Source organism: Streptomyces sp. DH24, assembly GCF_029813775.1.
In the GTDB taxonomy this organism is placed as follows: Bacteria; Actinomycetota; Actinomycetes; order Streptomycetales; family Streptomycetaceae; genus Streptomyces.
This window is the reverse complement of sequence record NZ_JARVKW010000020.1, coordinates 109,182-129,194: the sequence shown is the minus strand read 5'-3', so window position 1 is coordinate 129,194 and position 20,013 is coordinate 109,182. Positions and strand designations below refer to the sequence as shown.

At 71.5% G+C, this 20,013-nt stretch carries 17 protein-coding genes, 1 tRNA gene and 2 pseudogenes; 13 read left to right on the top strand and 7 right to left on the bottom strand.

The features are described 5' to 3' along the window. Positions 1–627: 627 nt before the first annotated feature. Together QC282_RS18275 and QC282_RS18270 are read left to right on the top strand one after the other, a co-directional pair. Positions 628–2,067: an FG-GAP-like repeat-containing protein gene (locus tag QC282_RS18275; protein WP_279550532.1), complete on the top strand. Its 1,440-nt coding sequence runs from the start codon at positions 628–630 to the stop codon at positions 2,065–2,067. Positions 2,068–2,123: 56 nt separating this feature from the next. Then, entirely contained in the window at positions 2,124–3,104 is a 981-nt protein-coding gene (locus QC282_RS18270; protein WP_279550531.1) for a Yip1 family protein, read from the top strand. An 82-nt stretch (positions 3,105–3,186) separates the two neighbouring features. Here QC282_RS18270 and QC282_RS18265 read toward each other — a convergent pair whose 3' ends face one another. The 3 genes from QC282_RS18265 to QC282_RS18255 all read right to left on the bottom strand — a co-directional run bounded on the left by QC282_RS18265 (position 3,187) and on the right by QC282_RS18255 (position 4,611). After that, on the bottom strand, positions 3,187–3,684 hold the full coding sequence (locus tag QC282_RS18265; protein ID WP_279550530.1) for a phosphoribosyltransferase: 498 nt from the start codon (positions 3,682–3,684) through the stop codon (positions 3,187–3,189). A 78-nt stretch (positions 3,685–3,762) separates the two neighbouring features. After that, positions 3,763–4,338 carry a dCTP deaminase gene (gene dcd / locus QC282_RS18260; protein ID WP_279550529.1) on the bottom strand — a complete coding sequence of 192 codons (576 nt, stop codon included), beginning with the start codon at positions 4,336–4,338 and terminating at the stop codon, positions 3,763–3,765. A 141-nt stretch (positions 4,339–4,479) separates the two neighbouring features. Then, positions 4,480–4,611 (bottom strand): hypothetical protein, encoded by a 132-nt coding sequence (locus tag QC282_RS18255; protein ID WP_279550538.1) that lies wholly within the window; start codon positions 4,609–4,611, stop codon positions 4,480–4,482. Between the two features lie 307 nt (positions 4,612–4,918). Here QC282_RS18255 and QC282_RS18250 point away from each other — a divergent pair. Continuing rightward, positions 4,919–4,992, top strand: a tRNA-Gly gene (locus QC282_RS18250). 813 nt (positions 4,993–5,805) lie between these two features. On the opposite strand, the pseudogene QC282_RS18245 reads toward QC282_RS18250, so the two are convergent. Continuing rightward, positions 5,806–5,991: pseudogene (locus QC282_RS18245) on the bottom strand (hypothetical protein); the annotation flags it as partial. Between the two features lie 149 nt (positions 5,992–6,140). Between QC282_RS18245 and QC282_RS18240 the strand changes: the two are divergent. After that, on the top strand, positions 6,141–6,605 hold the full coding sequence (locus QC282_RS18240; RefSeq protein ID WP_279550527.1) for a hypothetical protein: 465 nt from the start codon (positions 6,141–6,143) through the stop codon (positions 6,603–6,605). Positions 6,606–6,785: 180 nt separating this feature from the next. Here QC282_RS18240 and QC282_RS18235 read toward each other — a convergent pair whose 3' ends face one another. Continuing rightward, positions 6,786–8,102 (bottom strand): phosphatase PAP2 family protein, encoded by a 1,317-nt coding sequence (locus QC282_RS18235; protein ID WP_279550525.1) that lies wholly within the window; start codon positions 8,100–8,102, stop codon positions 6,786–6,788. A 691-nt stretch (positions 8,103–8,793) separates the two neighbouring features. On the opposite strand from QC282_RS18235, the gene QC282_RS18230 reads away from it, so the two are divergent. Further along, positions 8,794–12,885, top strand: coding sequence for a HEAT repeat domain-containing protein (locus QC282_RS18230; RefSeq protein ID WP_279550524.1), 4,092 nt, complete (start codon positions 8,794–8,796; stop codon positions 12,883–12,885). Between the two features lie 274 nt (positions 12,886–13,159). Here the strand turns inward: QC282_RS18230 and QC282_RS32335 are convergent, their stop codons facing one another. Next, positions 13,160–13,525 carry a DUF4232 domain-containing protein gene (locus QC282_RS32335; protein WP_336621076.1) on the bottom strand — a complete coding sequence of 122 codons (366 nt, stop codon included), beginning with the start codon at positions 13,523–13,525 and terminating at the stop codon, positions 13,160–13,162. 1 nt (position 13,526) lies between these two features. Here QC282_RS32335 and QC282_RS32330 point away from each other — a divergent pair, with 1 nt between their 5' ends. The 3 genes from QC282_RS32330 (at position 13,527) to QC282_RS18215 (ending at position 15,961) form a co-directional block, all read left to right on the top strand. Beyond that, on the top strand, positions 13,527–13,931 hold the full coding sequence (locus QC282_RS32330; RefSeq protein WP_336621075.1) for a hypothetical protein: 405 nt from the start codon (positions 13,527–13,529) through the stop codon (positions 13,929–13,931). Positions 13,932–14,137: 206 nt separating this feature from the next. Further along, positions 14,138–15,430, top strand: coding sequence for a helix-turn-helix transcriptional regulator (locus tag QC282_RS18220; protein WP_279550522.1), 1,293 nt, complete (start codon positions 14,138–14,140; stop codon positions 15,428–15,430). Between the two features lie 30 nt (positions 15,431–15,460). Continuing rightward, positions 15,461–15,961: a DUF5990 family protein gene (locus QC282_RS18215; protein WP_279550521.1), complete on the top strand. Its 501-nt coding sequence runs from the start codon at positions 15,461–15,463 to the stop codon at positions 15,959–15,961. Between the two features lie 31 nt (positions 15,962–15,992). Here the strand turns inward: QC282_RS18215 and QC282_RS18210 are convergent, their stop codons facing one another. Next, positions 15,993–16,397 (bottom strand): hypothetical protein, encoded by a 405-nt coding sequence (locus QC282_RS18210; protein ID WP_279550520.1) that lies wholly within the window; start codon positions 16,395–16,397, stop codon positions 15,993–15,995. A 282-nt stretch (positions 16,398–16,679) separates the two neighbouring features. Here QC282_RS18210 and QC282_RS18205 point away from each other — a divergent pair. The 5 genes and pseudogenes from QC282_RS18205 to QC282_RS18185 form a co-directional block, all read left to right on the top strand. Continuing rightward, a pseudogene (locus QC282_RS18205) lies at positions 16,680–16,833 on the top strand (MerR family transcriptional regulator); the annotation flags it as partial. 357 nt (positions 16,834–17,190) lie between these two features. Further along, positions 17,191–17,394, top strand: a complete 204-nt coding sequence (locus tag QC282_RS18200) for a cold-shock protein (RefSeq protein WP_069779708.1) — start codon at positions 17,191–17,193, stop codon at positions 17,392–17,394. Positions 17,395–17,635: 241 nt separating this feature from the next. After that, positions 17,636–19,105 (top strand): DEAD/DEAH box helicase, encoded by a 1,470-nt coding sequence (locus QC282_RS18195; protein WP_279550518.1) that lies wholly within the window; start codon positions 17,636–17,638, stop codon positions 19,103–19,105. Positions 19,106–19,196: 91 nt separating this feature from the next. Further along, positions 19,197–19,496, top strand: a complete 300-nt coding sequence (locus QC282_RS18190; protein WP_279550516.1) for an SCO5918 family protein — start codon at positions 19,197–19,199, stop codon at positions 19,494–19,496. 125 nt (positions 19,497–19,621) lie between these two features. After that, on the top strand, positions 19,622–19,999 hold the full coding sequence (locus QC282_RS18185) for a hypothetical protein (RefSeq protein ID WP_279550515.1): 378 nt from the start codon (positions 19,622–19,624) through the stop codon (positions 19,997–19,999). Positions 20,000–20,013 lie beyond the last annotated feature (14 nt).

Genomic DNA, 20,013 nt, shown 5'->3' with positions numbered 1-20,013 from the left:
GACTCCGTCAACGGCAAGAAGAACGACGGCACAGCCAAGGAAACCATCCAGGTCGTCGACGTCGCCCAACTCCTCCTCGACTCCGTCAAAACCCCCACCGACCCGACGGACACGACGGAAACCGAAAGCACACCGGAGCCCGAACCGGTCAAGTAGCCGGTCAAGTAGCCGCTCAAGTAACGGCAGCGGACGCCCTGTTCGACACCCCCCGGAGCCTCAAGGGCCGGGGGGTGTCGCCGTTTCTTCCCGAACCGCGGGCATCGTCATGGCGACGACCTGGTGCTGCGCGAGGCGGAGGGCGAGGCCGCGCGCGCGGTCGTCCTCGACGATCCCTCGATCACCCGCCCCCGATCCGCCGATCCCCCGACTGGCCGCCTCACCGCCTCACCGAAGTCCCGTACAACCCTTCTGTCACGGCGAAGGTCTCCTGATCGCCGACCTGACGGTGAACCCGGGGCGACAACCCGGCGAACACGAACAGTCCGGCCCCACATCGACCGGATGTCCGCCAGGCATCCCCCCGTCCGGCCACGGCCGTTCCCCGTGGGTGGGCGGGACCCGGCCGCCGCCCCCTTCCCCTACTGCACAAGTCCCCTACTCCCCTCACTCCCCTCACGGAGCACCCCCTTGCGCAAGCGCACCCTCCTGCTGGCCGCGACCCTCACGGGCAGCCTGCTCACCACCCTGCCCATGACGATGACGACCGCCAGCGCCGCGCCCTCCGGGCTGTCCGGCGACTTCAACGGCGACGGCTACCGCGACGTCGCGATCTCCGCGCCCATCGGCACGGCCGGCGGCAAGTCCGGGGCCGGCTACGTCGCCGTCGTCTACGGCACCGCGAGCGGCCTCGACACCACCAGGCGCCAGATCATCAGCCAGGCCACCGAGGGCATCCCCGGCGTCCCCGAGTCGTACGACTACTTCGGCGACCGCACGACCACCGGTGACCTCGACGGCGACGGCTACACCGACCTGATCGTCGGCGTGCACGGCGAGAACATCGGCTCCACCGACGAGTCCGGCGTCCTCACCGTCGTCTGGGGCGGCTCCACCGGCCTGAAGACCGCGACCGACATCACCTCCCCGCTCCCGGAGAACCGCTACGAGCTGGGCTGGTCCGTCGCCACCGGTGACTTCGACGGCGACGGCGACACCGACCTGGCCGCCGCCAACATCGCCTACCCCGGCCTGAGCATTTTCCAGGGCCCGATATCCCGCACCGGCCGGGCCGCCGGACACCTCGGCATCGGCACCCAGAGCCAGACCGGCATCAACACCGACACCATCGTCTCCGGCGACGTCACCGGCGACGGGAAGACCGACCTGCTGGTCATGGGCCAGGAGGAGTTCAGCGACGGCTACCGCACCCGCAGCGTCCTCTACAAGGGCACCGCCACGGGCCTGACGCCGGGCAGCAAGGTCGCCGGCGGTTACGACGCGGTCATCGCGGACGTCGACAAGGACGGCTACGGCGACATCGTCACCGGCAACTTCATGGAGAAGTCGGCCACCGAGCCGCACGGCGGCCCCGGCGGCGCGGTCACCGTCACCTACGGCGCCTCCACCGGCCTGAGCAGCCGCACCCCGGTGCGCATCACGCAGGACACCACGGGCGTGCCCGGCACCGCCGAGAAGGGCGACGGCTTCGGCCGGAGCCTGTCGGCCGGGGACACCAACGGCGACGGCTACGCCGACATCGCGGTCGGCGCCCCCGACGAGACCCTCGGCTCGGCCCGGAGGGCGGGCACCGTCACCGTCCTGCGCGGCTCGTCCTCCGGCCTGACCGGCAGCAGCGCCAAGTCCTTCTCCCAGAACACCACCGGCGTCCCCGGTACGGCCGAATCACTCGACTTCTTCGGTTCCGAGGTCCGCCTCACGGACGTCAACCGCGACGGCCGCGCCGAGCTGGTCGCGGGCGCCTACGGCGAGAACACCGGCGACGGCGCCGTGTGGTTCCTCAAGTCCACGACGTCCGGCGTCACCGCCACGGGCGCGAAGTCCTTCGGCGCGGCGGCCGTGGGCGGCCCGGCGGGCGACGCGTACTTCGGCGACGTACTGGCCGGCTGACCCGGGCAGGCGGCGGGCCTGTCCATCCGGCAGGCCCGCCGGGGTTCCCTTAGGGGATGTCACAGCTCGGCCGCAAAGCCGCCCCCGAATGCCGGGGCCCCGCACGTCACTCTCCGGAAGCAGGTACGTTCGAAGACGTGGCTGGATTCAGGATCGGACGCGGCCGGGACAACGGCGCTCCTCACGCGCGACCGCAGAACCCCCCGTACGGACAGCAGACGCCGCCGGGACCGTCGTACGGTTACCCCCCGGCGCAGCCGCCGTACCCGCAACAGCAGCAGTACCCGGGCGGCGGCGCCCCCTGGCCGCCCCAGGGCGGCGGGCACGGCGAGCCGGAGTACTTCGGCGACGGCGGCCACCCGCAGGGCGGGGCGCACGACCCGTACGCCGCGAACAACCCCGGCCACACCCAGGCGTTCGCCATCGGCGAGGACCCGTACAACGAGGGCGGCACCTACCGCGCCGGCGCGGCCGCACCGCCGCCCGGCCCGATCGGCCCGCGGCTGCACTGGAAGGAACTGCTGAAGGGCATCGTGCTGTCGCCCCAGCAGACGTTCCTCCGGATGCGCGACTACACGATGTGGGGCCCGGCCCTCGTCGTGTCGTTCCTCTACGGCCTGCTCGCGGTGTTCGGTTTCGACGGCGCCCGCGAGGACGCGATCAACGCCACCCTGTCGAACGCGGTCCCGATCGTGCTGACGACGGCCGTCGCGATGGTGCTGAGCGCGTTCGTGCTGGGCGTGGTCACCCACACCCTGGCCCGCCAGCTCGGCGGCGACGGCGCGTGGCAGCCGACGGTCGGCCTGTCCATGCTGATCATGTCCCTCACGGACGCCCCGCGCCTGATCGTCGCGATGTTCCTGGGCGGCGACGCGACACTCGTCCAGATCCTCGGCTGGGCCACCTGGGTCGCGGCGGGCGCCCTGCTGACCCTGATGGTCAAGAACTCCCACGACCTGCCGTGGCCGAAGGCCCTGGGCGCGAGCGCGATCCAGCTGATCGCGCTGCTTTCGATCGTGAAGCTGGGCACGTTCTAGGACCGCACGCGGTACCGGGACCGCTGCACGAAGAAGGGCTCCCCGCTCGACGCGGGGAGCCCTTCTGCTGTGACGCCGCTTCTCAGGCGTCGAGAACCTGCCCGTCCCTGCGGACGACGGGGGGCAGTACGGACCACGGGAAGTTGATCCAGTCGTCCGTGCGCTTCCAGACGTACTCGCACTTCACGAGGGACTGCGACTTCTCGTAGATGACGGCGGAGCGGACCTCGGCGACGTGCTCGACGCAGAAGTCGTGGACGAGCTTGAGCGTCTTGCCGGTGTCGGCGACGTCGTCCGCGATCAGCACCTTCTTGTTGGTGAAGTCGATGGCGTTCGGGACGGGCGCGAGCATGACGGGCATCTCCAGCGTCTCGCCGACGCCGGTGTAGAACTCCACGTTGACCAGGTGGAGGTTCTTGCAGTCGAGGGCGTAGGCGAGACCGCCGGCCACGAAGACGCCGCCGCGGGCGATGGACAGGACGACGTCCGGCTCGTACCCGTCGTCGGCGATGGTCTGCGCGAGCTCGCGCACCGCCGTGCCGAACTGCTCGTAGGTGAGGTTCTCCCGTACGGCGCTCATGCTTGCGTCCTGCTCCTGTCGTGCGCGTGCCGGCTCATGCCCGGGGCTGGGGGTGGGGTGGCTCCGTTCCCGGGTGGCTCAGACCTGGGTGCGGTGGAAGTTGAGGTAGGAGCGGGAGGCGGTCGGCCCTCGCTGCCCCTGGTAGCGGGACCCGTACCGCTCGCTGCCGTACGGGTGCTCGGCCGGCGAGCTGAGCCGGAACATGCACAGCTGCCCGATCTTCATGCCGGGCCACAGCTTGATCGGCAGCGTCGCGAGGTTGGACAGCTCCAGCGTGACGTGCCCGGAGAAGCCGGGGTCGATGAAGCCGGCGGTGGAGTGCGTGACGAGCCCGAGCCGTCCGAGCGAGCTCTTGCCCTCCAGCCTGGAGGCGAGATCGTCGGGCAGCGTGATCACCTCGTAGGTGCTGGCGAGCACGAACTCCCCGGGGTGCAGGATGAACGGCTCGTCCCCCTCGGGCTCCACCAGCCGCGTCAGATCCGCCTGCTCCACGGACGGATCGATGTGCGGGTACCGGTGGTTCTCGAACACCCGGAAAAAGCGGTCGAGGCGTACGTCGATGCTGGACGGCTGCACCATGGAGTCGTCGTAGGGATCGATACGCACCCGTCCGGCGTCGATCTCGGCCCGGATGTCCTTGTCAGAGAGAAGCACGCCCCGAGGATACGCAAGGCGCGCGGAGCAGCCACAATCGTGACGACTCCACGCGCCGGGGATACTGCTGGTACTGCTGGTACTGCTGCCTCTACGGCCTCTCGTGACCTAGTGCCCCTGTGCTCCTGTGCTCCTGTGCCCCTAGTGCATCTGGTGCTTGTCGAGGCTGACCGGCACGACGCTGCGGAGCCGCGCGCAGCGCGGGCACCGCATCAGCCGACCGGGGCCGAGCCGCTCGGCCTGCTGCATCGGGAACGAAGCGGTGGTGAACACGTGCCCTTCGGCACAACGGACGACGGTGCGCTCCATCAAGTCCCTTAAGTCCCTTCCCCAAGAGCCGCGTCTGGCCTACTGCCCTGACGACAAAAGCCACAGTACGGGATCAAAGGGACGACTCTCCAGGCGGCACTCCGGCTCGCCCGAACCCTCTCCCACGCCTCCACGGTACGCCCCAACTCCGGCCCCCCGCAGCCGTGTCACGCCGCCGAAACGCACACGGGCCCACTGGCTTCAGCACAGCGGGCCCGACATGAGGTAAAGTGACCAGGCGTCCGGACACCGGTCTCCACAGGCGTCTTACGCGGGTGTAGTTTAATGGTAGAACATCAGCTTCCCAAGCTGAGAGCGCGAGTTCGATTCTCGTCACCCGCTCCATGCGAAACCCCCAGGTCAGGGACCCGGGGGTTCTCTGTTGTCCAGACCGGTGGGCAGGTGCCGCACCACAACCGCACCATTAGCTCGCCGATGGCTCCTCCCTGTGGAGCGCAGGGTCGTCGGTGTGGTGCTTCGCACGCTCGGCGCGTACGAGGTCGTCCAGTCCGGCGGCGACCTACCGCCGGGTCCCGGACCCGTGCGGTAGCCGTTCCCCGATTCCCTCGCCCGTCGCTCCAGCCGACGAAGCCTGTCCGTATGCTCCGCCGCCTCCTCGCCGACTTCACGCAACTGGGCCATGACGGGACCAGCGCCGTAGTGGGTTGACACATGTCTCGGGCCACGCTTCTCGCGCTCCCTGTGTTCCGAGAGCGGGTGACAGCGAGGAGGCAGGCGATGACGGCCACCGAAATCAAGGCCTGTCCGGGGACGGTGAGTTCGACGACGCCGGCACGGGTGCACCAGTCGCGTGGACGGTCTCTGTAGCGGTGGTTGACACGTTCGTCGCCGACCTGGCCCTGTTCGGCGTCACAGAAGGCATCGATCCCCGTGACCATGAGCGCGTCGGCGAAGGGGCACACAGTCGGGTGCGGTCATCCCGCCCGATCTGGTGCGCTGGTGATGCGTGAGCCGTCGTCGAATGCTCGGCGGGAAGGAGCAGTCCGGGGTCACGGTGACAGCAGGCGTCGCCCTACTGCGACTCCCTCCGAGCGCCGACATCGCGGTCAGCGGTCAGCGGCCGGCTCTTCGTCGTGAGGGTCTGCTGTGGAGCCTCGGCTCAGACCTTCTCCGCGCTCAAGCGCGGATGCTCGGCAGTCAGCAGCCCGATGTCGCGGCCGCCCCGCCATTCGGGGCGCCGCCGGTCAGCCGGGCGCGCTTGGCCGCCACGGCCTCGGGGTCGGCCGGGCCGTGCACCTTGTCGAAGTCCGCGATCAGCTCGTCCAGGTTGTCCCGCTCGATCTGCCGCTGGGCCGCCTTCTCCAGAGCCGCAGCGCCCCTTCGGCAGCTGATCTCCACACCAGGCGGGCCGTGCGCGGTCGTACCCTCAGTGGCGCCGGCCTCCCGCCTTCCGAGATGCCGCGCGCCCTCCGCGTGCATTGAAGTTGGGCAACGGCCCCTGGAGGGGCGGCAACGCGTGATCAGCTTGGGATGTGGAGACCATCATCGCCAGCGGCATAGCCGTCCTGGGAACGCTACTTGGTTCGGGGATCACCCTGGCGTTCCAGCAGCGCACCGTCGACAGGAGCCACCGGTTCACGCGCCGCGAGAAGCTTCGGCAGGAGCGACTCGACGCCTACTCCGCCTATGCCGGCGCGTTGATCAACTACCGCCGCTGCCTGGTTCACCTCTGGTTCTGCGAGCACGAACAGCCACCACCGGAGGAACCCGACGCAGTGCGCATCCGCGCCTACGACCTGCGCTCCAGCGCCCAAGAGGCGCTGTTCCGGGTACAGATGCTCACCGATGACGAGGAGCTGAACGAGGCCGCGGAGAACGTGCTGGCAGACGTCACGGCCCTGGCCAGGACTGACACCAGAACCGAACTCGACGATGCCAGGGTACGGACCCGTGACGACATCAGCCGACTGGTCAGGGAGGCTAAACAACACCTCTGAAACGCTCGCAGACCCGCCGATCATGGCACCCGCACGTCGACGTGACCGCACCACCGGTGCGCGCCACGCGCACCGCGTCGACGCAGGGTCGGCCCGGCCGGGCCCGCCGCCTCGCCTCATCTACGCCGCGGCCTACGGGCAGGCCCATCGCCACCTGTCCCATCACCGAGCTGCAGTTCTTCAGACCAGCTCCGCCTGCCGTTCCACCCGCCCCGTTTTCGCCGCCCTCGGTTCCCACCCTGTCGTCGTGCGTACGTAGCCGTAGATCACCGAGATCATCGCCAGGACGAGGAGGGGGCCGGACGCCCACGGGTGTTCGGCCATGGGGGACGGCAGGAAGCGGTAGGAGATCAGGAGCGCGGTGAAGACCGTCGTGCCGTAGGCGACCAGGCGGAGGCCCGGGCGGTCCCAGCCCCGGTCGTAGGAGCGCAGGGCCGCCTCGATCGTGAGCGTGAACACGACGCCGGCGATGAGGTCGACGCCGTAGTGGTAGCCGAATCCCAGCGTGGCGCAGAGCGTGGCGATCAGCCAGAACGTGCCGGCGTAGCGCAGCAGGCGCGGGCCCTTCCGGGAGTGGAGGAAGATCGCGGTGGCCCACGCCGTGTGCAGGCTCGGCATGCAGTTCCGCGGGGTGATCCCGTCGAACGGCATGGGGTGCGGGGTGGTGATCGGCGGCGGCGTCTGCGGCCACAGGTTGGCCACGGCCCAGGGCTCGGTGGGCGGCATTTCCGGCGCCCACAGGCTGATCGGCGCCCAGTGTTCGGTGCCGGTGCCGTAGGCGAAGAGGGGTCCGACCACCGGGAAGATCATGTAGAAGGCCGGGCCGATGAGGCCGATCACCAGGAAGGTGCGCACCAGGTGGTGGCGCGGGAAGCGGCGTTCGGCCGCCACGTTGCGCAGCTGGTACAGCGCGGCGACGACCGCGGCGACCGCGAGCTGGCCGTAGATGGTGTCGAGGAAGTTGAAGCCGATCGTGCCGGTGGCGGTGACCATCCGGCCCACCAGCCAGGACGGGTTGCCGAGCGCCTGGTCGGCGGTCGCCACGTACTGGTCGAGGACCATCGGGCGGGTCTTCGACGTGATGAGCAGCCAGGTGTCACCGGTCTTGCGGCCGGCGACCAGCAGCATGCCCAGTCCGACGCCCTTCAGCAGCAGGACACGTTCCGGGCCGGTGCGGCGGGTGACGGCGACGACCGCGCAGCCCAGGATCACCCACAGCGCGCCGTTGCCGAAGGGGTGGCCGCCGTTCGTCCCGAGGTCGAACGCGCGGCGGACCACCAGGAAGGCGAGGTCGATGCCGATCGCCGTAGCCACCGCGACGAACCGTTGCCGCCAGGTGAGCACCACCATCATCAACGCCATGGCCGCGTAGAGCAGGCCGCCCGACTTGGGGGCGTACACCACCTCGCGCACCTGGTTGGTGATCGGTCCCGGCACGCCGTAGCGACGGGCGGCGATCTCCAGGGCGACGAGGAAGCCGAGGGCCGTGACGGCCACCGCGGTCCAGAGTCCCGCCCGTGGGTGACGCCACGCGGAGGGCTCGGGTCTCCAACGTATTCGCGGAAGGTTCTGCGGTGGTATGAGTCTCAATTTCGGCAGCTTTGGTAGATGTTGTCAGGTTTGGTCGGTCAGGTCAGGTCGCGTCGGAGGGTTCCCTCGTCGCGCGCGGCGACGTCGTATTCTCCCCTCGCGACGCGCGACTCGTCACGGCAAGACGGAATGACGACGGGCCGGGTTCCGGCCGCACCGGACCCGGGTTCTCCTCGGCCGGGCGCGACGCGCTCGCTCGCTTCATCAGTGATCCCGCGTGATCCCGATGCGTCTCCCCGGCGCTTTCCGAAGATCACCGAGCTTCCTCGAGCTCACCGGAAGCCCACCGGAAGCCCACCGAATCCCGAGGGCACCTCTCGCCCTCTTCGTCCAGCCCTCCACACCCCCACCCCCCAGGTCCTCGCGCCGAGCGAAGCACAGCGCATCTGTGCAGGTCAATAGGTATGTGAGCGCACAAGCGCCGCTCCCTCCCGAGAGGAGGGGACAAGGCCGGATCTCCTCACCCACCCCCTGCGGAAACCGCTGGTCAAGGCCCCCGGCCGCCCGCTCAGCCGTCGCCTGCGTCCTCAACTGCGCTGCGTACGTGGTAAGTTGGACCACATTTGTCGGGGTGGCGTAGAGCGGACACGAGGGACGGATGAGCGGTTCGCCGTACAGCGCGCTGCGCGCCAGGTTGGTGAGCAGAACCGTCGAGCACTACCTGCGCCCCACCTTCCGGGTCCGCGACTCCGCGGAGGACTCCGGTGAGTACCTGCGTTTCGACGCGCTGCTCGACCAGCTGCCGGACCACCGGTCCAAGTTCGCGCCCAAGCCCAAGACGTGGCTGGTGACCGGCGGCGCGGGCAGCGGCAAGAGCACCGCCGTCCTGCAGTGCGCGATCGCGCTGCTGGACCGCGAGACCCCCTGCGCCATCATCGACAACCGCACGATCAGGCAGTTGGACGTGCACGGCCTGACCGCCGAGAAACTGGCCTGGCAACTGCGCCCCTCGGGCATCGACGTGCCGTTGTGGAAGCAGCACGTCAGGAAGAACCGCGTGGTCTTCCTGGTCGACGCGCTGAACGAGGTGCAGCGCGAGTTCGGCGGCACCTCCTCCGAGTGGAAGTTCATCCTGAAGCTCGTCTCCGGGGCGCACGACTTCACGGTGCTGGCGACGTCCCGCAGCAGGGTCGACAACCTGGACTGGACCCTCCAGCGCGACGTCGAGACCCTGGCCATCGAGCCGCTGGGCGAGCAGGACATCGAGACCTACCTGGGGATGCGCGACGGGTCGGCGACCGAGGCGCTGACCGAGATCAGGACGGGCGACATGCTGGGCGTGGCGTCCAATCCGTTCATGCTGTCGCTGCTGACCGACTGGCTGCTCGGCACCCGGTCGGTCAAGGACCGGAAGATCCCGCGCAGCCGCGCCGACCTGCTCCTGGAGACGGTCGTACGTCCCCGCACCGAGGGCAGATTCGGCACGGCCGGGCCCGAGGAGGAGGCGGCGCGGCGCGGGCTCGGCATGAAGGCGGCGCTGGCCGCGGCGGCGCTGGCCGCGATCACCACGGGCCGGGGCAACGCGGACTTCCTCGCCGTGGACGTGGAGGCGCTGCTGGGCCGGGTGTGGGACGACAAGGACGCGATCGCCCACACGGTGAAGGCGTTCCTGGACACGCAGATGGTGGAGCCGGTCGGTGATCCGGAGGAACGTCAGTACAGCCTCCTGCACCCGGCGTTCGTGGACTTCGGCCTGGCCCTGGCGTGGCAGAGCACGGGACCGCCCCCCGTCGTGCTGGACCCCGGCTATCTGGACCAGTGCCTGGGCGACTGGGTCGGTCTGCAACCCGACCCGGACGGCGCCGTGCTCGGTCTGCTCGCCGAGGGCGCCAAGCCGCTGCCGCCCGAGCTGGTCGTGGATGTCCTCCTGGCGAACCGGGGCGTGTTGAGCGACGAGGTGCGCGGGGTGCTGTGGCGGCAGCTCGGCGAATGCTTCACGCAGGGGCGCCAGACGCGCGACCGGCTGGCCGGGGCGCTGGCCGGCGTGCCCAGGACCGTGCTGCGCGACGGGCTCCAGCGCGGTCTGCTGCGGACGCTCAACGCCAACGACCCGGTGTTCGCGGACACCATCCTGGACGCGCTGTGGAACGGCTCGCTGGACGCCCAGTCCCTCCAGCGGCTGCGTCAGACGCACCAGCGGAACAAGACGGAGCCGGCCCGGCGGGGAGCCGGCCGGGACGAGGCCATGGCCGCGAAGCGGCGGGAGTGGCTGCGCGAGGACCCCGGTGCGCTCGGCCGCCGTCGCAGCGCGAACTGGCTGGGCGCCAACGGCAACGACCAGGACGTCGACGACCTGCGGGCGGCCATGCGGGACGACCCGGAGGCCACGGTGCGTGGCGCTTCCGCGACCGCGCTCGGTCTGATCGGCTCGTTCCGGGCCGTCCCGGCCCTCCTGGAAACCACCGAGGGCGACCCCGATCCCAACGTCCGGGGGTCGGCCGCCACCGCCCTCGGCCGCATCGGCCACCCCGAAGCGGTCCCGGCGCTCACCACCGCGCTCGCCAAGGACACCGAGGCCAACGTCCGGGGCTCGGCCGCCACCGCCCTCGGCCGCATCGGCGACCCCCAGGCGATCCGCACCCTCATCACCGCGCTCGCCGAGGACGCGAGGGGCAACGTCCGGGGCTCGGCCGCCGACGCCCTCGGCCACATCGGCGACCCCCGCGCGGTGCCCACCCTCACGGACACCCTCGCCGGTGACGCCGACGCCATCGTGCAGGGGTCGGCCGCCAAGGCACTCGGCCGCATCGGCGACCCCCAGGCGATCCCCACGCTCACCGCCGCGCTCACCCACGGCGCGGCCGGCGTGCGGGGGGCGGCCGCCACCGCCCTCGGCCTCATCGGCCACCCGGAGGCGGTCCCCGCGCTCACCACCGCGCTCGCCAAGGACGCCGATGCCGTCGTACAGGGGTCGGCCGCGAAGGCCCTCGGCCGCATCGGCGACCCCCGGGCGGTCCCCGCGCTCACCGACACCCTCGCCGAGGACACCGACGGCCACACCAGGGGGTCGGCCGCCAACGCCCTCGGCCGCATCGGCGACGCGCGGGCGGTCCCCGCGCTCACCACCGCGCTCGCCGAGGACACCAACGAGAAGGTGCGCGGGTCGGCGGCCAACGCCCTCGGGCACATAGGCGACACCTCGGTGGCGGACGTGCTGCGGGCCACCATCGGCAACCCCGAGGAGACGTACGTGACCCGGCGCGCCGCCGTGGGCTCCCTCGCCCACCTGGACACCGGGGACGAGTCGTGGATCACGGAGATCGCCGACCGGCTCAGGTACACCACCCGCGGCGACCCGGACGGCAGCGCCCTGCGCGGGGCCATCGTCCATCTGGTGGCCCGCCGGGAGATCACGCCGAAGACGAAGGCGTGGCTGGTCGGCGTGATCCACGACGACCGGGACCCGTTGAACCGCACGACGGCCATCGAAGGACTGGCACGGGCCGGTCAGGCGGACCCGGACCTGATCAAGTTCATCATCGCGCCCGAACGCCCCCGGTCGGACAACCGGCCCCGGGACAGCGACGCGGGCGTACTGGGCGTCGCGGCGGCGGCCGTGGTGCGCGCCGCGGCCGACGACCCGGCCTACACCGACTCCCTGCTGCCCAGCATCGTCCGCCTGCTCACGCAGGAGAACATCTACTGGGCGACGGTCAACCCGCCGTTCACCCAGCTGCGCCTGCTCCCCCTGACCGTCGCGGAGCGGGTCTTCGCCCGTCTCGAGGAACTGGTGGGCGACAGTCCGCCGCAGAACCCGCATCTGGAGACGGCGCTGGCCTTCGAGCGGGAGTCCCTGGCCGAGCGCAGACGCGTACAGGCCCATGTCGAGTCGTTCAGCCGCAGGCCCGAGGCGGTGCTCGCCGGGTTCCGCGACCAACGGAAGTCGAGGTTCGAAGTGACAGCGCCCAGCGCCGGAGACGAGTACCACGTCGCCCTGCTCACGGCCGTGCCCGTGGAGACCAAGGCGCTCTTCCACGTGCTCGACGACCGCGAGATCACCACGACCGAGCTGCAGCGCGACGGCCGGTACTACGACGTCTTCGACCTGGCCTCCGCAGGTCAGACCCCGGTCCGGGTGGTCACGACGCAGGCCACCGACCAGGGGGGCCAGTCGGCGGCGGCGGTGACGCGCGACCTGCTGTCCACGTTCCGTCCGCACCTGGTGCTCCTGGTCGGGGTGTGCGGCGGCTTCGGCGAGCGCGGGGTGTCGCTGGGCGACGTGCTGCTGGCGCGGGAGGTGTTCGACTACGGCCCGGAGAAGGTACGACCGGAGGGCGGCGGCCTGCGCCCGCAGGTCTACCGGACGGACGAACAGGTCCTGCGGCTCGTCACCCGGCTCGACACCCGGGGCAGGCTGGACGCGTCGCTGGACGGCCACGAACTGCTGGTGAAGGACTTCGCGAGCGGCGAGAAGGTGATCGCCTGGCGGGACTCGGACCTGCGCGCCCAGTTGCTCGGCCTGTCCGCCGACATCGGCGGCGTGGAGACCGAGGCGCACGGGGTGCTGCACGCGATCTGGGAGGCGTTCAAGGCGAAGGAGTTCGTGGGCGGGGCGATGCTCAAGTGCGTCAGCGACCTCGGTGACGAGGAGATGACCGTGGGCAAGAAGGCCAAGCAGACCGAAGCCGCCCGGCGGGCGGCGCGGGTCGCGCTGGACGTGGCGGCGGCGTTCCGCCGGGCGGACGCCTGACCCGGCCGTGAACGGGCCCCTGTCCGCGCGCTCCGGGCGACGAGGCCGGTGACGTCCGGCGCCGCGCAAGCGACTCGGGGAATCCGCCTAGGCACCCGCGAAGACGGCCCGGGTCGGCGACCCGGGCCGTCTCGCCCCGCGGTGCGGTCAGTTGCCGCACGGTGCTGTCAGTTGCCGCACGCCGGGCGTGTCCGGCCGTGTGTCACAAGGCCCTGCGTCACCGGGCCGTACGCCACAAGGCTCTGTGTCCCAGGCAGTACGCCAAGGCCCTGCGTCACCAGGCCAGGGCATCCGCCATGGTCGACTGCCAGTACGTGACCCGGATCGAGTCGTCGACGTACACGCCCTTCGCCGGGAGGGACGGGCGGGCGGTCCCCGCGCCGTCGCCGAGGAAGACCGCCAGGGTCTTGGCGGTGTGGCCGTGGGAGCCGCTGCCGTCCGCGGCCGAGAGCAGGACGCCCGCGTAGCCCGACTCGCCCGGCGCCAGCGTGACCACCGCCTGCGGCTTGGAGTCCTCGAAGGCCGGCGGGACGGCCTGGGCCTCGCCGAAGCGGACGGCCGGGTAGCCGACGAGGTCGCAGTTCCCCGAGCCGGTGTTGGTGACGGTGAGGAGCAGGTGGTTCAGGGGGCGGGAGACCACCGTGGCGGTCGTCCGGGTCGAGGTGCTGGAGCAGGGCGCGAACGCGGACGCCGAGTCCTTCGAGCCCGCCGCGCCCGTCGTGCCGGTGGAACCGCCCGTGCTGCCCGAGGTGCCGGTCGAACCGGCCCCGTCCCCCGTCGAGCCCGCCGAGTCCTGCGAGTCCTTCGAGCCCTGGGAGCCCTGGGAGCCCTTCGAGGGGACCGGGTTCGCCGCGTCGGACCGTCCCGCCCCGGCGGACGTGTCCCCGCTCGTCCCGGACGGAGACGCGGTCGCGACCGTGGAGGCCGCTCCCGCGCCCTCCTCCTGGAGGCCCTCCCCGTCGTTGCACGCCGTCAATGTCAGCGCGGCTGCCGAGATCGCGGCGGCGACGAGCATGCGGGTGCGGTTGGCGCGTGTGGTCATGTGATCCCCCTGATGCGGTACGGGTGTTGAGGCGGCCGCTCGACCGGATGCCGGGAGCGGCGTGCTTGGATGGACCGAGCTTGTGCGGCGATTCGTCCCGGCCGCCACCGCTGTCGGGGCATTCGGGACGCTGGAACGCCCGCAACGGCTCTGACCTGGGGGAATGACCTGCCCCTGGAATGCGGTTCCGGGACGTGGGGAGAGGGAGGAATGGTGGCGGGGGACGAGTTCTCGGAGCTGCTGGGCCGGTTGAAGGAACGGTCCGGGCTCAGTTACGGGGTGCTCGGGAAGCGGCTGCACACGAGTGCGTCCACGCTTCACCGGTACGTCAACGGGGACGCCGTACCGACGGACTACGCGCCCGTCGAGCGGTTCGCGCGGGTGTGCAGGGCGACGCCCGAGGAACTGGTGGAGCTGCACCGGCTGTGGGTTCTCGCGGATGCCCGGCGCGGGCAGAAGGCGAGCGGCGCTCGTATGGAGGAAGAACCGCGGGAGGTGCCGGCAGCCGCGGGGGCCGGGGCGGCGTCCACGACCGCGCCCGAGGCCGGTGCCGCCGTCGGGCCGCAGCACCCGGCACCGAATCCCGTGGGACGGCGGCGGCGCACCCTCCTCCTCGCCGGAGCCGCCCTCGCCGCCGCCCTCGTCTCGACCGTGCTCGTGGTGAGCCTCCTGCCCGGCAAGGCCGACGACGACCGGCGCGACGGGCAGCCCGTCGGAGCGGCCGGCTCCCCATCCCCCGGCACGAGCCCCGGCGCCTCGGCGCCGACCGACGCCAAGGGCCGGTCGGCCTCGCCGTCCGCGTCGGGCAGCGGCAGCCCCTCGGCTTCCGCGTCCGCGTCCCGCAGTGGTGGAGCGGGGGCGGCCCGGGGCGGTGGCACGGAGAGCGGGGCCACCGCGCCCACCGTCGCCGTGGACCCGTACACCTGGGAAGGTCCGTGCAGCCAGCACTACCTGATCGACCGGAAGCCCGAGCAGGTGCCTCCGCCGCCGAGTGAGCCGGACGCGCGCGGGTGGGTCACCGCGCTCGGCGGGGTCGCCGGCGGGCAGCAGATGCTCACGCTGACCGTGCAGGGCACCGGGAGGGCCACCGTCGTCCTGGAGGACCTGCACGTGCGGGTGGTGGACAAGAGCGCGCCGCTCGCCTGGAACGACTTCGCGATGGGCGTCGGATGCGGCGGCGGCGTGGAGACGACGGCGTTCGGGGTGGACCTCGATGCCGGGCGGCCCGTGGTCTCCCCCCGGGCCGGTCAGCGCGACTTCCCGTACAAGGTGAGTGAGTCGGACCCCGAGGTCTTCTACGTCTTCGCGGACGCGCGGGCGCACAACGTGAGCTGGTACCTGGAGCTGGACTGGTCCAGCGGGGACAAGCAGGGCACCGTGCGCGTCGACGACAACGGCAGGCCCTTCCGGACGAGCGGCAACACGGGGCGGCCCGCGTACACCCGTCCGCTCGGTGCCTCCGAGTGGGGGCGGGACGGGCAGGAGCCCGGCACTTCGGGCTGAGCGTCCGGCGAAGGGCGGATGATGGGCGGCATGCGCATCCGTATCGACGCCGTCGACCTGCCCGGCCGCACCTGCCGGGCTCCCGCCGACGGCAGCGTCCCCGCGTACACCGATGTCCATGTCGCCGTGCAGCGCCGCGGCCGTCCCGGCGAGCTCCTCGACCCGCAGCCCGGCGACGCCGCGTCCGCGACGTGGACCCTGGAGTGCACCGCGTTCGCCTCGCCGAGCGGCGTCGAGGTGCGGGGCCCGTACGTGCAGGACCGTCTGGGGCGCCGGTTCGTGTTCCTGTCGTGGGGCACGGTCGACGCGTCGGGCGGTTTCACCATGTTCCGCCGCGCCAAGCTCATGCTCGACGTCATCCCCGAGGACACCCTGGCCGCCGCCGCGCGCCAGGGCCTGCTGGTCGGGCGGCTCGGCCTGACCGGCCCCGACGGCGGCCCCGTGTGCGCCCGGGTCCTGCCCCCGCAGATCACCTGGACCGCCGAACCCACCGAACCCGCCGACCGGGACGAACCCGGGGCGCGCCCGTAGGAACCCCTGGTAATAGGAACGGGACGGGTGGTCAGCCGCCCGCGCGTCGTCCGTTCCCCGTCGCGGCGGCGATCACCGCGGACACGGCGGCGGTCACGGCGAGAGAGCCGATCATGACCATGCACACGCCCACCATGAAGAGGCCGCTGGCGTCGTCCGACCAGTCGTAGAACGCGGCGGCGGTCAGGCCCGCCGTGGTGCCGAGCGCGGCGCCCGCGACGTGGTGCCGCGAGGCCGCCCAGTACACGGGCACGAGCAGTGTCAGCACCAGTCCGATCACCTGCCACGCCTCGTACGGTCCGGTGGTCGTGCCGTCGGGCTGTACGTCACGGTGCTGGTCCCAGCCCAGCCAGGCGGCCCACAGCGCCGACGCGACCACGGCCGACACGAGGAGCGGCAGCAGCTGCCACAGGGGTTTGGGGAGTTCTTCGCGCATGTCCCCGAGCTTTCCGGCCCCGTCCGCCACCGACCAGAGCGCGGGTACTCAGCTCCACCCGAGTACCCGAGCCCTTTGTGCCCCGGTGCCTTCGCCGTCCGCCGGGCTCCCCGGGCCCGCCCCGGACGGCGCTCCGCGGGCGGAATCTGTTGTCGTGAGGGGAAGTATCGGCCTGCGGCGCGGTGAGGGTTTGTGCGGCGTGAAAAAAATCCGAGACGAAGGTGCCGTGCCCCTGAGAACGCGCCCGGCGGCGCCCCGGACGACGGCGATCCCGCGCACACCCTGGGGCGGGCGGCGGCGTGCTCGGTGTGGCGCCCGCCTTCCTGCGGTCCGTGGGGAGGCCGGGCCGATCACGCCGCCACGGCCGGAAGGGGGCCATCGGCGGTACTCGCGGCGGCAGTTGAGGACCGCGGCGCGGAACCGGGAGCCCGTCGACCTGCCGAGTACGCGGTTCGGGGCCGGTGCGGACCCGGACTGACGCCCGCTCCCGGATATCTCTCTTCGCCGGTACAGAAATTCGCGGGGCGTGCCGGGCGGATTTTTGCGCCAATGGATCAGTGACCAAGAAGGGCGGGCATTGCCGCGTCCCCTGTGCTACCGTGATAACAGTTGCAGTTTTGGTTAACAGAGACTTTCGAGTGCTCTTTCGACCTTTTGTCGACGAGCACTCTTTTCGTTTGCTGGGCTGTCCGGGGCTCGAGGATTTCTCGAAAATCTCCGGAGGGTGATCATCGCGGCGACTCCGGGTCCGCAAGGTGCGGGCTCCGGGCACTGCCCCCAAGGGAGATTCAATATGGCATCTGGCACCGTGAAGTGGTTCAACGCGGAAAAGGGCTTCGGCTTCATCGAGCAGGACGGTGGCGGCGCGGACGTGTTCGCCCACTACTCGAACATCGCCACCCAGGGCTTCCGCGAGCTTCAGGAAGGCCAGAAGGTTACCTTCGACGTCACGCAGGGCCAGAAGGGTCCGCAGGCCGAGAACATCGTTCCCGCCTGACGCTGACGCGTTCAACACGGCTGGGGCCCGCGCTCTTGGGGTGCGGGCCCCAGCCCGTTGCGTTTTTCACGTCCGGCCCGCCGCCGACCGCCACCTGTTCACCGGTGAGCTGCCGCAGATTCTTCGGCCGGTGCCGCGACGCTCATTTTCTTCGGCTCATTCTTGCGAATCCTCACCCGGCTCACCGCCGCCCGGAGGACTTCCTCGATACGTGCCGTATCCGCATCGAGGAAGGTTCCACATGAACCGCACCACCCGTACCGGCGCCCCGTCCTCCCGGGGCAGCCGTTTCCGACCCCAGGGCTCGGGCCGCCAGTCCTTCCCGTCCCGCTCGGCCAAGGCCGGCGCCGGGAAGAACAGCCGTGGAGGCCGGCCCGCGCCCCTCCGCGGCGAGTTCGCCCAGCCCGTCACCCTCACCGAGGCGCTGCCGCCCGTCGAGTCGTTCGCCGACCTCGACATGCCCGCGCCGCTGCTGAGCGCGCTCGGCTCCGAAGGCGTCACCGTGCCCTTCCCGATCCAGGCCGCGACGCTGCCGAACTCGCTCGCCGGCCGCGACGTCCTCGGCCGCGGACGCACCGGCTCCGGCAAGACGCTCGCCTTCGGCCTGGCCCTGCTGGCCCGTACGAACGGACAGCGCGCCGAACCGCGTCAGCCGCTCGCGCTGGTCCTCGTGCCCACGCGCGAACTGGCCCAGCAGGTCACCGACGCGCTCACCCCGTACGCCCGCGCGCTGCGGCTGCGGCTCGCCACCGTCGTCGGCGGCATGTCCATCGGCCGTCAGGCCGGTGCGCTGCGCGCCGGTGCCGAGGTCGTCGTCGCCACCCCGGGCCGGCTGAAGGACCTCATCGACCGCGGCGACTGCCGCCTCGACCGCGTCGCCATCACCGTCCTCGACGAGGCCGACCAGATGGCCGACATGGGCTTCATGCCGCAGGTCACCGCCCTGCTCGACCAGGTGGGTTCCGGCGGGCAGCGGATGCTGTTCTCCGCCACCCTGGACCGCAACGTCGACCTCCTCGTGCGCCGCTACCTGCACGACCCCGTGGTGCACTCGGTCGACCCGTCCGCCGGCGCGGTCACCACCATGGAGCACCACCTGCTCCACGTGCACGACGCCGACAAGCACGCCACCGCCACGGAGATCGCCGCCCGCGACGGGCGCGTGATCATGTTCCTGGACACCAAGCACGCGGTGGACCGGCTCGCCAAGCACCTGCTGGCGGTCGGCGTGCGCGCCTCGGCCCTGCACGGCGGCAAGTCCCAGCCGCAGCGCACCCGGACGCTCGCCCAGTTCAAGGACGGTCACGTCACCGTCCTGGTCGCCACCAACGTCGCCGCCCGCGGCATCCACGTCGACAACCTCGACCTCGTCGTGAACGTCGACCCGCCCAGCGACCACAAGGACTACCTGCACCGCGGCGGCCGTACCGCGCGCGCGGGCGAGTCCGGCACCGTCGTCACCCTGGTCCTGCCGCACCAGCGGCGCGCGATGGACCGCCTGATGAACGACGCCGGCATCACCCCGCGGTCCACCAAGGTCCGTTCCGGCGAGGCCGAGTTGAGCCGGATCACCGGTGCCCAGGCGCCGTCCGGCGTGCCCGTCGTCATCACCCCGCCGCCCGCCCAGCGCTCCGAGCGCGCGGGCGGTTCCGCCGGGCGGCGCAACCGCGGTCGCCGGGGCGCCCGGACGGCCTCCACCGGACGTCGCTGACAGCGGCGCCGCACCGCACGGCCCGCCGCGCCGAACAGCCAGTACCGCTCCCGTTCCACTTCCGGCGTTTTCTCAACCCCGTGGAGGCACCATGCGCTGTGTCATCGCCCGCTACCCCTTCGACCTGACCAAGAGCGAGGTCGAGGAGTCGATGAAGGGCATCAAGGCCGAGGAGGTCACGGGGATCTCCGTGACGATCGGCCGTCGCACCTACCCCGTCAAGCAGGTCGGGGAAGTCATCACCAAGCAGGACCGGCGCGACTTCACCGCGTCGGAAGTGGCCCGGGCGCTCATCCGCCTCGGCTTCACCTGCCACCCCGCGCCCACGGCCGCACCGCCGCTGGACGGGCTCACCCCGATGCAGGCCGCGTCCGCGCAGCTGGGGGAGTGAACCGGCCGGCCCGCACGGCCGGCTTCCGGGCCGGCCGCTCCGCACGCGCGCGGAGCGGCCGGTCCGTTCCTGTTTTCCCCGTGGATGACCTGCGGGGCCATGTCTCTGGAGTAGGCTCCTGACCCATGTCACACCCTGATGACCTGCTCGCCGGCATCGCCGCGATGGTGGAGTCGGAGGGCACCAGCCAGATGTCCCTCACCGTGGTGGTCCCCGGGGCCGTCATCACGGGACGGTTGGCTCCCGAGGCCATGTGGCGAGAGCGCGTGGCCGAGGTCCTGCGGGACTCCGCCCAACTGCGCCCGTTCTCCGACGTGTTCGCCCCCGCCGACGGCGGCGCCCCGGCGGGTACGCCCGGCGCCCGGCCCACGCACCTGCACTTCCACGTCGCCCGGATCCTCCAGGGCAGCTTCGGCATCCCCGACACGGGCGGCATGTACCGCGTCGCGCTGGAGGACGTGAGCGCCTGGACCGTCGGGGACATCGGCTACTCGGACCAGTAGCGCCGGGACGGCCA